Source organism: Citrobacter portucalensis (assembly GCF_023374935.1).
Classification (GTDB): domain Bacteria; phylum Pseudomonadota; class Gammaproteobacteria; order Enterobacterales; family Enterobacteriaceae; genus Citrobacter; species Citrobacter portucalensis.
On the sequence record NZ_CP092466.1, the window covers coordinates 2,875,555 to 2,888,158 of the forward strand.

Genomic DNA, 12,604 nt, shown 5'->3' on the forward strand with positions numbered 1-12,604 from the left:
CCATGATGGACTTTTCTTTAACTGAAGAACAAGAACTGCTACTTGCCAGTATTCGAGAACTGATTACCAGCAATTTCCCGGAAGAATATTTCCGTACCTGCGATCAGACGGCGACCTACCCAAAAGAGTTTATGCGTGCCCTGGCGGACAACGGTATTTCGATGCTGGGCGTTCCGGAAGAGTTTGGTGGCATCCCGGCGGATTACGTCACACAGATGCTGGCACTGATGGAAGTTTCAAAATGCGGCGCACCCGCTTTTTTGATCACTAACGGTCAGTGCATTCACAGTATGCGTCGTTTTGGATCCGCCGAACAGCTGCGTAAGACCGCAGAAAGCACCATGGAAACGGGCGATCCAGCGTATGCGCTGGCATTAACCGAACCGGGAGCTGGCTCCGACAACAACAGCGCGACCACCAGCTACACTCGCAAAAATGGTAAGGTCTATCTCAACGGGCAAAAAACCTTTATCACCGGCGCGAAAGAGTATCCATATATGCTGGTACTGGCCCGCGATCCGGAGCCAAAAGATCCGAAAAAAGCTTTTACGCTGTGGTGGGTCGATTCGAAGAAACCCGGCATTAAGGTTAATCCGCTGCATAAAATCGGCTGGCATATGCTCAGCACCTGCGAAGTCTATCTTGATGACGTCGAAGTGGACGAAAGCGATATGGTCGGAGAGGAAGGCATGGGTTTCCTCAACGTCATGTACAACTTCGAAATGGAACGTTTGATCAACGCTGCTCGCAGTACCGGTTTTGCTGAATGCGCCTTCGAAGATGCCGCCCGTTACGCCAACCAGCGCATCGCATTCGGTAAGCCAATTGGTCACAATCAGATGATCCAGGAAAAACTGGCGCTGATGGCGATTAAAATCGATAACATGCGCAATATGGTGTTAAAAGTCGCCTGGCAGGCCGATCAGGAACAGTCTCTGCGCACCAGTGCAGCGCTGGCAAAACTGTATTGTGCACGTACTGCAATGGAAGTGATTGATGACGCCATTCAGATTATGGGTGGACTGGGTTACACCGACGAAGCACGCGTTTCCCGCTTCTGGCGTGATGTCCGCTGTGAACGCATTGGCGGTGGTACAGATGAAATCATGATTTACGTCGCGGGTCGCCAAATCCTGAAAGATTATCAGAATAAGTAAGCAGTAATGCTTGCCGGATAGCGCAAATGCGTTATCCGGCACGTGCCAGGTGAATCATATTTCTGGCATCAAACATTCTTGTTCTACAAGGTTATTTTTAAACTGCTTACGATAATCGCTGGGAGTACAACCCACATGCCGCTGAAAGAGTTTGGCAAAGTGATCGACATTTTCATACCCTACCCGCCATGAAATTTCTGCCAACGAGGACTCCGTATTCGTCAGGGCAAATTTTGCCTCTGTCATTCGCCGCTGAATCACATAATTAATCGGCGAAATACGATATTCCTTAGTAAACTCGTGACAGATATAGCTCACGCTGGCTCGAAATTTCTTAGACAACTGTTCCAGCGTAATTTTCTCTCGGAAGTTGTTATTTAAATAAACCAACACATCTTTAATTAAGATATCTTTTTTAATATATCCCTGCTCAGAACGATAAGCATTTTTAAAGTTTTCGTAATATAAAACGGTTAATGCATAAGCAAAGGCGTCATAAGCGGAAGACGTCAGGTTATTCTTGCTCTGCGGGATCATAACACTCAGTTCATTAAAGATACTTTTAATAACCTCTTTGCCCTGGCTAACGCTAATAACCGGACACGAGTGCATCTGCAAGAGTTGGTTCTCCTGCCAGTCGTTGAAACGAAAACCGTAGAGCGCACAGGTGTAAGTGGTTGCAGGCGCGCTGCTATCGGAAGCAACCGCATGTAACCGCCCTTGCTCTATCACCACGATGTCACCCGCATGTGCGACATACAGCGAAGAGTCGATAATTAGTCTCGCGACACCCTTTTTTACATAGATAAGCTCTGTTTCATTGTCATGAACATGATGGCCCGACTCCCAGTTTGGATCATCACTGATGACGAATCGCGAAAATCTCGGGGTTTTTCCCTGTTCAAAAAGGGTCTCCATGGCATTATCAAAACAGCGTTGATACATGACAACCTCCACCGAAAGGCAGTAATTTTGCGGATAGTTAATATTGAAAAGTAAAAACGATGATGATGTTATACAACGTTATTCTATCCAGGCGAAACAAAATTATTTGCGTCGTCTGCAAGATGACACCTCCAACTTTAGCACGCTGCTCGCGCAAATTTTTTTTATTTTAAAATAACAGGAAAGTATAAATGTTATTAAGTCAGCAATAATAATTTACACACCAGAAACAAAGTGCGTGCAGAAACGGATAAAAATATGATCCATTTCTCAAAAAAACGTCTCGATTTTATTTCCATATTTATCACTTTAACACCCGACGTCGTCTTTACGTTCATAAATTCAGCATTCCTAAAGTCCTTTTTTTTGCAAGATTGTTGGGAATGAAAACAGATTGCCCCGTCGAAAACGGTCCCCCTCTGCCGCACACTATTTTCAGTCAATTTTCCCTACTGTTGATGATGTCACTCCCCGTCATCATCCACACGAGAATCACTGGAGATGCCATGAAACTAATAACCTGCTTTAAGTTGGTGCCTGAAGAACAGGACATTGTTGTTACCCCAGAACGTTCGCTTAACTTTGACCGGGCCGATGCCAAAATCAGTCAGTTTGATTTGAATGCAATAGAGGCCGCGACGCAACTTAGTGCGGAAGGTGATGAAATTGTCGCCTTAACGGTTGGCGGCTCGCTACTGCAAAACTCCAAAGTGCGTAAAGACGTACTGTCCCGCGGGCCGGACAGTTTGTTTATGGTGCAGGATCCCCAACTGGAGCATTCATTACCGCGAGACACGGCTCAGGCGCTGGCCTGCGCGGCCAAAAACATTGAATTCGACCTGATGCTGTTCGGCGAAGGGTCTGGAGACATCTACGCCCAGCAGGTTGGCTTACTGGTTGGCGAACTCTTACAACTTCCAGTGATTAACGCCGTCAGCAACATCCAACGTAACGGCGATCGCATTGTGGTTGAACGTACGCTGGAAGACGAAGTTGAAGTGATTGAACTGTCGCTCCCCGCCGTGCTGTGCGTAACCTCGGATATCAACACGCCGCGTATTCCCTCGATGAAAGCCATTCTGGGCGCAGGTAAAAAACCGGTCACACCGTGGCAAGCCAGCGATATTGGCTGGACACCTGCCTCACCGTTAGCAGAACTGGTGAGCCTCACCGTTCCGCCACAAACAGAACGTAAGCACATCATTCTGGAAAATGACTCAGCAGAAGCCATCGCCGAGCTGGCTGAGCATCTGAAAAAAGCCCTGAACTAAGCCCAACGGAGAGAAATTATCATGAGTAAATTAGCTAACGTATGGGTGTTCAGCGATAACGTAGAACGCTATGCAGAATTAATGGCCGGCGCACGCCTGTGGGGTGAACAGGTGCACCTTATTGTACAAGGCAACGAACAGGTCAATCAGGTTAAACCTCTGGGTGCCGATGAGATAGTCGTGCTTGAAGCAACCTCTGGTTTACAGCGTGTTGAAAATTTTGCCGAGACCATCACCGCCCTGATACAAGAACATACCGGGCTATTGCTGATGCCAGCTACTAAACGCGCTAAATCCCTTGGTGCGCGGTTAAGTATTCAGCTCAATGCAGCGATGGTAAATGACGCCACGTCGGTAACACTTGATGATGGCTCACTGTTCGCAGAACACCGTATGTACGGTGGCCTGGCATTCGGCAAAGAAAAAATCAAAACAACTCAGGCAATTATCACCCTTGCCCCAAGCGTACTTGAACCGGTAGAGGCTAATGCTTCACATACCTGCCCTGTAGTCTCTGCACCTTACATCGCACCGCACCATGAAATTATGTGCCAGGAACGTCGCGCCAAATCCGTGAGCAGCGTGGATCTCAGCAAAGCCAAACGTGTGGTGGGTGTGGGCCGCGGCCTGGTTGCGCAAAACGATCTGGAGATGGTGCGCCAGTTGGCATCTGTACTGGGTGCAGAAGTGGGTTGTTCACGACCGATTGCCGAAGGCGAAAACTGGATGGAACGCGAACGCTACATCGGCGTTTCTGGCGTGTTACTGAAATCGGACCTTTACCTCACCCTCGGCATTTCAGGACAAATTCAGCATATGGTCGGCGGCAACGGCGCGAAAGTCATTGTCGCCATCAACAAAGATAAGAAAGCCCCTATTTTCAATTACGCCGATTACGGACTGGTCGGCGACATCTACAAAGTCGTTCCGGCTCTTATCGAGCATCTCAGCCGCTAACCCCCACATTTAACGCACATATCCCGCTGCCCTCGCAGCGGGAAGGGAGCATAAAGCATGTCAGATGAAAAATTTGATGCCATTGTGGTCGGTGCTGGCGTGGCGGGTACGGTTGCAGGCTACGTGATGGCTCAGGCCGGACTGGACGTACTGGTCATCGAGCGCGGAAACAGTGCAGGTAGTAAAAATATGACCGGCGGAAGACTCTATGCACATAGTCTTGAGCGCATCATGCCGGGGTTCGCGCAGGAAGCGCCGCTCGAGCGTAAAGTCACCCGCGAAAAAATCTCTTTTCTGACCGAAGAAAGCGCCGTCACTCTCGATTTCCATCGTGAAAAAGCTGACGCACCAACGCAGGATTCGTATACCGTTTTGCGCAACAGACTTGACCCATGGCTAATGGATAAGGCGGAACAAGCTGGCGTGCAGTTCATCCCCGGCGTGCGCGTCGATGCCCTAATCCGCGAAGGTAATAAGGTCACCGGAGTCCAGGCCGGTGACGATATCCTGGAAGCCAATATTGTCATCCTTGCCGATGGCGTCAACTCTATGCTGGGGCGGTCCCTGGGGATGGTTCCGCCCTCTTCTGCACATCACTATGCCGTTGGCGTAAAAGAGCTGATCGGCTTACCTCCAGCGGTCATTGCAGATCGCTTCAATCTTTCAGGTAATGAAGGCGCGGCCTGGCTGTTTGCAGGCTCACCGTCTGATGGGTTGATGGGAGGCGGATTTTTGTATACCAACCAGGACTCCATCTCTCTGGGTCTGGTGTGTGGTCTGGGGGATATTGCCCATGCCACAAAAAGCATTCCACAAATGCTGGAAGACTTTAAGCAACATCCAACTATTCGGCCATTGATTGCCGGTGGAGAACTACTGGAATATTCCGCGCATATGGTGCCGGAAGGCGGTCTGGCAATGGTTCCAAAGTTGGTCGATGACGGTGTGATGATCGTGGGCGATGCCGCCGGTTTCTGTTTGAACCTGGGTTTCACGGTGCGAGGTATGGATTTGGCCATCGCTTCCGCAGAAGCCGCTGCCCAAACAGCTATTGCAGCAAAAGAACGCCAGGATTTCTCTGCCAGCAGCCTGATGGGCTACAAGCGCGCGCTCGAACAGGGCTGTGTGATGCGTGATTTACAGCATTTTCGCAAGATCCCGGCGTTAATGGAAAACCCACGGCTGTTCACTCAGTATCCGCGTATGGTGGCCGACATCATGAGCGATATGTTCACCGTTGACGGACGTCCAAATCAACCGGTTCGCAAGATGATTATGTCCCACGCAAAACAAATCGGGCTGATGAACTTACTGAAAGACGGTATCAAGGGGGCAACTGCACTATGAATCAGGACAATACCGTTAACGTTGACGTCAAACTGGGCGTCAATAAATTCAATGTCGATGAAGGCCACCCGCACATCATCCTGGCCGAACATCCAGACCTTAATGAATTTCGCAAGCTGCTGAAAGCCTGCCCCGCCGGGCTGTATAAGCAGGACGAGAGTGGAAACATTCATTTTGATTCTGCTGGTTGCCTGGAGTGCGGAACGTGTCGAGTACTGTGCGGCGACACAATCCTCGACCAATGGGAATATCCGGTCGGAACATTTGGCGTTGATTTTCGCTACGGCTAATGGATTTTGCCTGTAGTACACCGGATCGGCCACGCCGGCCATCCGGTCAGATGTATGCCGAAATCATCCTGGGAATAACTTCATGAGTATCACACTAACGTTTAACGCCGAACGCCGCGAAGTCTGGCGGCAACAGGGTTTATGGGGAGATGCTTCGCTTGGCGATTACTGGAACCAAACTGCCAGAGCCATGCCAGATAAAATCGCCGTGGTTGATAACCATGGCGCTTCATACACCTATGCTGCACTCGACAGCGCGGCCAGCAGTCTGGCAACCTGGTTTTTAGCCTGCGGTATTCAACCCGGCGATCGCATTGCCTTCCAGTTACCGGGCTGGTGCGAGTTTACGATTATCTACCTGGCCTGCCTGAAAACCGGGGCCGTTTCCGTACCGCTGCTGCCAGCGTGGCGTGAAGCAGAGCTGGTATGGGTGCTGAATAAGTGCAAAGCGAAGATTTTTTTCGCACCGACGCTGTTTAAACAAACCCGACCGGTCGATCTGATCCTCCCCTTACAAAACCAGTTGCCGCATCTGCAACAGATCGTTGCCGTGGATAAACTGGCTCCGGCAACTACCTCGCTGGCGCTCAGTCAACTGCTTTTAGCTCCGCCTTTAACCCAGACGATTAATGTTCACGCCGATGAACTGGCGGCGGTGTTGTTTACCTCCGGTACCGAGGGAATGCCAAAAGGCGTAATGCTGACCCACAACAACATCCTTGCCAGCGAGCGCGCCTATTGTGCCCGCCTCAATCTCACCTGGCAGGATGTGTTTTTGATGCCCGCACCACTGGGACACGCTACCGGTTTTCTGCATGGCGTTACCGCACCGTTTTTAATCGGCGCACGCAGCGTATTGTTAGACATTTTCACCCCAATCGCCTGTCTTGAACTGCTGGAGCAACAACACTGTACCTGTGTGCTCGGCGCAACGCCCTTCGTCTACGACATGTTGTGTAGCATGGAAAAACGGCCACGCGACCTCTCATCGCTACGCTTTTTCTTATGTGGGGGCACAACCATTCCACAAAAGATTGCCCGTGACTGCCAGCAGCTCGGCATAAAATTATTAAGCATTTATGGCTCGACAGAGAGTTCACCGCATGCGCTGGTCAATCTCGATGATTCGCTTTCTCGCATGATGAATACCGACGGATATGCTGCTGCAGGCGTCGAAATTAAAGTGGTCGACGAAGCACGCAATACGTTGCCCGCGGGGGTAGAAGGTGAAGAAGCTTCGCGTGGTCCCAATGTGTTTATGGGCTACCTCGATGAACCCGAACTCACCGCCCGCGCGCTGGATCAAGACGGCTGGTATTACAGCGGCGACTTATGCCGAATGGACGATGCGGGGTACATCAAAATCACCGGACGGAAAAAAGATATCATTGTCCGCGGTGGAGAAAACATCAGCAGCCGCGAAGTTGAGGATATTTTATTGCAGCATCCTCGCATTCACGATGCCTGTGTTGTCGCGATGCCGGATGAACGTTTAGGTGAAAGGTCGTGTGCTTACGTGGTCCTAAAACCTCCACATCATTCGTTGTCGCTGGAATCAGTGGTGGCCTTTTTTAGCCGCAAGCGAGTGGCAAAGTACAAATACCCTGAGCACATTGTGATCGTGGAGAAATTACCGCGCACGGCGTCCGGTAAAGTACAAAAATACCAGCTTCGTCAGGATATTATTCAGCGTTTGAGCGTGGAGAGTATTACAGGATAAAGCGCCGGATGGCGATGCTAACGCATCTTATCCGGCCTACGTTGAATAGGCCGGATAAGGCATGATATTACTTGTTCAGTTCAGCCAGACTCAGCCAGGTTTGTACGACGGTGTCCGGGTTCAGCGACAGGCTGTCGATCCCCTCTTCCATCAGCCAGGCTGCGAAGTCTTCGTGGTCAGAAGGTCCCTGGCCGCAAATACCCACGTATTTACCCTGTTTCTTGGCTGCACGAATCGCCATCGACAGCAGTGCTTTCACCGCGTCGTTACGTTCATCAAACAGTTCAGAAACCACACCAGAGTCACGATCCAGACCCAGCGCCAGCTGCGTCATGTCGTTTGAGCCGATGGAGAAGCCGTCGAAGTATTCGAGGAACTGCTCGGCCAGCAAGGCGTTAGACGGGATCTCACACATCATGATGATCTTCAGTCCGTTCTCGCCGCGTTTCAGCCCCTGGCGTGCCAGCTCTTCCACCACCGCTTTCGCCTGGGCAACGGTACGTACAAACGGTACCATCACTTCAACGTTAGTCAGGCCCATGTCGTTACGGACACGTTTTACTGCGTCGCATTCCAGCGCGAAGCAGTCGCGGAAGCTGTCGGCAACATAACGGCCCGCCCCACGGAAGCCCAGCATCGGGTTCTCTTCATGCGGTTCATAACGCTCACCGCCGACCAGGTTGGCATATTCGTTGGACTTAAAGTCCGACATACGCACGATGACACGTTTTGGATAAAACGCCGCACCCAGCGTCGCGATCCCTTCCGTCAGACGACCGACATAGAATTCACGCGGAGAATCGAAACCTTTCATCATGGCGCGAATTTCATTTTGCAGCTCAGGCGTCTGGTCATCGAACTCCAGCAGCGCACGCGGGTGTACGCCAATCATGCGGTTGATGATAAATTCCAGACGCGCCAGGCCGACGCCTTCGTTTGGCAGACAGGCGAAGTCGAAAGCCCGGTCCGGGTTACCGACGTTCATCATCACCTTCAACGGCAGATCCGGCATGGTCTCCACGCTGGAACTCTTCACGCTAAAGTCGAGCATGTCAGCGTAAACATAACCGGTGTCACCTTCGGCACAGGAGACGGTTACCTTCTCACCATCTTTCATGCGCTCGGTCGCATCGCCACAGCCCACCACGGCCGGGATCCCCAGTTCACGGGCAATGATTGCCGCGTGACAGGTACGACCGCCACGGTTAGTGACAATTGCTGCCGCTTTCTTCATGATCGGTTCCCAGTCCGGGTCGGTCATGTCGGTAACCAGTACGTCGCCTGGTTCGATGCGGTTCATTTCGCTGATGTCATGAATGACTTTGACCGGACCCGCGCCAATGCGGTGGCCGATGGCGCGACCTTCAGCAATAATTTTACCCTGAGCATGCAGCGTATAACGCTCCATCACCTGGCCGCGAGAACGCACGGTTTCCGGACGCGCCTGAACAATGAACAGCTTGCCGGTATGGCCGTCTTTCGCCCATTCGATGTCCATTGGACGACCGTAGTGCTTCTCGATCTGCACCGCCTGCTTAGCCAGTTCCTGCACTTCTTCGTTAGTCAGGGAGAAAATGTCGCGTTGTTCCTGCGGGACATCTTCAATGGTCACCTGCTTACCGTGTTCCTGGGTCGGCGCGTAAATCATGCGGATTTTTTTCGATCCCATTGTGCGACGGACGATCGCCGGACGGTTAGCCGCCAGGGTCGGTTTGTGCACGTAGAATTCATCCGGGTTAACGGCGCCCTGCACGACCATTTCGCCCAGGCCCCAGGCGGACGTGATAAAGACAACCTGGTCGAAACCGGATTCGGTATCGATGGAGAACATTACGCCTGAGGACGCGAGGTCAGAACGTACCATCCGCTGAACGCCAGCAGAGAGCGCGACGCCACGGTGGTCATAGCCCTGGTGAACACGATAAGAGATCGCGCGGTCGTTAAACAGCGAGGCAAATACGTGTTTGATGGCAACCAGTACGGCATCAAATCCCTGGACGTTGAGGAAGGTTTCCTGCTGACCGGCAAATGACGCATCTGGCATATCTTCTGCGGTAGCGGAAGAACGCACGGCAAAAGAGGCATTGGCATCGTCCGCTGACAGCTGCGCGTAGGCATCGCGGACGGCATTTTCCAGTTCGGGCTGGAAAGGAGTGTCGATAATCCACTGGCGGATCTGTGCCCCGGCTTTCGCAAGCTCAGTGACATCGTCGATATCCGTTTTATCCAGCAGCTCATAAATGCGCTGGTTTACACCGCTCTGGTCCAGAAACTGGTTAAACGCATCGGCGGTCGTTGCAAAACCATTCGGTACGGAAACACCCATACCTGAAAGGTTAGTAATCATTTCACCCAGGGAGGCATTTTTGCCTCCAACTCTGTCTACATCATTCATGCCGAGTTGGTTATACCAAAGCACCAGCGGTGACGAGCCATTGTTGGACATCGAACAATCCTTATATATGAACGAGGTTAGGAAACTCAATTTTGCGTAATTATCTTGGCATATTTACTCCGGCGAAAAAAACGGTGAATCGTTCAAGCAACTTTATTTTTTATTTTTTCAGATTGTTTCCGCATTTGCGCAAACCCGCGAGCCACACGGGATCACCACAAAAAAGACCGGTATAAACATTTGTTCCGAAAAATGAAATGTACTTTTCAGTAAATATAAAAATACCGTTTCATTTTATAAAATAGATGCAGCAATATTCGCTTCTGGCGAATTTTAATTTATGCTTTCAGAGAATTATATCTGCCCCAGGATGAGCAAAATGGATAATGCTGTTGATCGCCACGTATTTTATATTTCTGATGGTACGGCCATCACCGCCGAGGTATTGGGTCACGCGGTGATGTCGCAATTTCCGGTCACGATCAGCAGCATTACGCTGCCGTTTGTGGAAAATGAGAGTCGTGCGCGCGCGGTTAAAGACCAGATTGACGCTATCTACCAACAAACTGGCGTACGCCCTTTGGTGTTTTACTCCATCGTCCTGCCGGAAATTCGCTCGATCATTCTGCAAAGCGAAGGATTTTGTCAGGATATCGTGCAGGCGTTGGTTGCCCCACTGCAACACGAGATGAAACTCGACCCTACGCCTATCGCCCATCGCACTCACGGTCTGAATCCCGGTAACCTCAACAAGTACGACGCGCGCATTGCTGCCATTGACTACACCCTCGCCCACGACGACGGTATTTCGTTGCGCAACCTCGATCAGGCGCAGGTGATCCTGCTCGGCGTTTCCCGTTGCGGCAAAACCCCGACCAGTTTGTATCTGGCCATGCAGTTTGGTATCCGCGCGGCCAACTACCCCTTTATTGCCGATGATATGGATAATCTGGTACTGCCCACCTCCCTCAAGCCGTTGCAGCATAAGCTGTTCGGTCTGACTATCGACCCTGAGCGCCTGGCGGCCATCCGCGAAGAACGCCGTGAGAACAGCCGTTACGCCTCGCTGCGTCAGTGCCGTATGGAAGTCGCTGAGGTAGAAGCGCTGTACCGGAAAAACCAGATCCCATGGCTGAACAGTACCAATTATTCGGTAGAAGAGATTGCTACCAAGATCCTCGATATCATGGGACTGAATCGTCGCATGTACTAGAATGCTAGTGCATTGGTTCGATTTTTTGTTATTATGCTCGCCACCAGGCAGGATGAGTGTGATATTGTGATGTACATCACTTCCCGGTAGTCCTGCCGTTGAAGCAACAAATTTCTGAGACAAGTAATGAACAGAACCGATGAACTCCGTACTGCGCGTATTGACAACCTGGTCACTCCAGCAGAGCTTGCGCAACGGCATCCTGTTTCATCCTCCGTCGCCCGTCATGTTACGGACTCCCGACGTCGGATAGAAAAAATTTTAAATGGTGAAGACCCCCGTTTACTGGTGATCGTAGGTCCCTGCTCGATTCACGATCTTGATGCCGCGATGGAATACGCGACACGATTACAGGCGCTGCGCACTAAGCACCAGGCGCGTCTGGAAATCGTGATGCGTACCTATTTTGAAAAACCACGCACCGTCGTAGGCTGGAAAGGCCTGATTTCCGATCCGGATTTGAACGGCAGTTATCGTGTAAACCACGGTATTGAACTGGCGCGAAAACTGCTGTTGCAGGTCAACGAACTGGGCGTCCCCACGGCGACTGAATTCCTCGACATGGTGACCGGCCAGTTTATTGCCGATTTAATCAGTTGGGGAGCTATTGGCGCGCGCACCACCGAAAGTCAGATCCATCGTGAAATGGCCTCCGCGCTCTCCTGCCCGGTCGGCTTTAAGAACGGAACGGATGGCAACACGCGCATCGCCGTCGATGCGATTCGCGCCTCCCGCGCCAGTCACATGTTCCTCTCGCCGGATAAAACCGGCCAGATGACCATTTACCAGACCAGCGGTAACCCTTACGGGCATATCATCATGCGTGGCGGTAAAAAGCCGAATTATTATGCTGAAGATATTGCTGCCGCCTGCGATACCCTGCACGAATTTTCCCTGCCTGAGCATCTGGTGGTCGATTTTAGCCACGGCAATTGCCAGAAGCAGCATCGCCGTCAGTTGGACGTTTGTGATGATGTATGCCAGCAAATTCGCAATGGTTCGACGGCGATTGCCGGGATTATGGCGGAGAGTTTCCTGCGTGAAGGTACGCAAAAAATCGTTAGCGGCCAGCCGCTGGTTTACGGTCAGTCCATTACCGACCCGTGCCTGAACTGGGAAGATACCGAACTATTGGTTGAAAAACTCGCCTCTGCGGTTGATAGCCGTTTTTAATGCTGTTCGCCGGGCAATATCAGCTTGCCCGGCGCTAATCCCTTGTTTTTCCCTTTCTTATTGCGCAAAAAACGTTCTCGTCACAATTATTTCACAAAAACGCTTGCCGCAAATTTGCAGTTTGATGATAATGATT

General features: G+C 51.2%; 10 protein-coding genes. 8 read left to right on the forward strand and 2 right to left on the reverse strand.

Annotation, left to right across the window (positions count from 1 at the left end):
- The first annotated feature begins 5 nt into the window (after positions 1-5).
- Positions 6-1,157, forward strand: coding sequence for an acyl-CoA dehydrogenase (locus LY264_RS13990; RefSeq protein ID WP_003832619.1), 1,152 nt, complete (start codon positions 6-8; stop codon positions 1,155-1,157).
- 54 nt (positions 1,158-1,211) lie between these two features.
- On the opposite strand, the gene LY264_RS13995 is transcribed toward LY264_RS13990, so the two are convergent.
- Positions 1,212-2,102, reverse strand: coding sequence for an AraC family transcriptional regulator (locus LY264_RS13995; RefSeq protein ID WP_032943176.1), 891 nt, complete (start codon positions 2,100-2,102; stop codon positions 1,212-1,214).
- A gap of 506 nt (positions 2,103-2,608) precedes the next feature.
- Between LY264_RS13995 and LY264_RS14000 the strand changes: the two genes are divergently transcribed.
- The 5 genes from LY264_RS14000 to fadK all read left to right on the forward strand — a co-directional run bounded on the left by LY264_RS14000 (position 2,609) and on the right by fadK (position 7,687).
- Positions 2,609-3,373, forward strand: coding sequence for an electron transfer flavoprotein (locus LY264_RS14000; protein ID WP_020996442.1), 765 nt, complete (start codon positions 2,609-2,611; stop codon positions 3,371-3,373).
- A 21-nt stretch (positions 3,374-3,394) separates the two neighbouring features.
- A complete protein-coding gene (locus LY264_RS14005; protein WP_048226732.1) occupies positions 3,395-4,330 on the forward strand; it encodes an electron transfer flavoprotein subunit alpha in 936 nt (311 codons plus the stop codon).
- A 57-nt stretch (positions 4,331-4,387) separates the two neighbouring features.
- Entirely contained in the window at positions 4,388-5,677 is a 1,290-nt protein-coding gene (locus LY264_RS14010) for an FAD-dependent oxidoreductase (protein WP_048226734.1), read from the forward strand.
- Complete coding sequence (locus LY264_RS14015; RefSeq protein ID WP_003832609.1) at positions 5,674-5,967, forward strand: ferredoxin family protein; 294 nt, start codon at positions 5,674-5,676, stop codon at positions 5,965-5,967. Before LY264_RS14010 ends, LY264_RS14015 begins: the two co-directional genes overlap by 4 nt.
- A gap of 82 nt (positions 5,968-6,049) precedes the next feature.
- On the forward strand, positions 6,050-7,687 hold the full coding sequence (gene fadK, locus LY264_RS14020) for a medium-chain fatty-acid--CoA ligase (RefSeq protein WP_048226736.1): 1,638 nt from the start codon (positions 6,050-6,052) through the stop codon (positions 7,685-7,687).
- A 67-nt stretch (positions 7,688-7,754) separates the two neighbouring features.
- Here the strand turns inward: fadK and ppsA are convergent, their stop codons facing one another.
- A complete protein-coding gene (gene ppsA / locus LY264_RS14025; RefSeq protein WP_003832604.1) occupies positions 7,755-10,133 on the reverse strand; it encodes a phosphoenolpyruvate synthase in 2,379 nt (792 codons plus the stop codon).
- Between the two features lie 328 nt (positions 10,134-10,461).
- On the opposite strand from ppsA, the gene ppsR reads away from it, so the two are divergent.
- Entirely contained in the window at positions 10,462-11,295 is an 834-nt protein-coding gene (gene ppsR, locus LY264_RS14030; RefSeq protein WP_003832602.1) for a posphoenolpyruvate synthetase regulatory kinase/phosphorylase PpsR, read from the forward strand.
- A gap of 126 nt (positions 11,296-11,421) precedes the next feature.
- The gene (aroH, locus tag LY264_RS14035; protein WP_003030555.1) at positions 11,422-12,468 is read left to right on the forward strand and encodes a 3-deoxy-7-phosphoheptulonate synthase AroH; all 1,047 of its coding nucleotides are present in this window, start codon (positions 11,422-11,424) and stop codon (positions 12,466-12,468) included.
- The last annotated feature ends 136 nt before the right edge of the window (positions 12,469-12,604 follow it).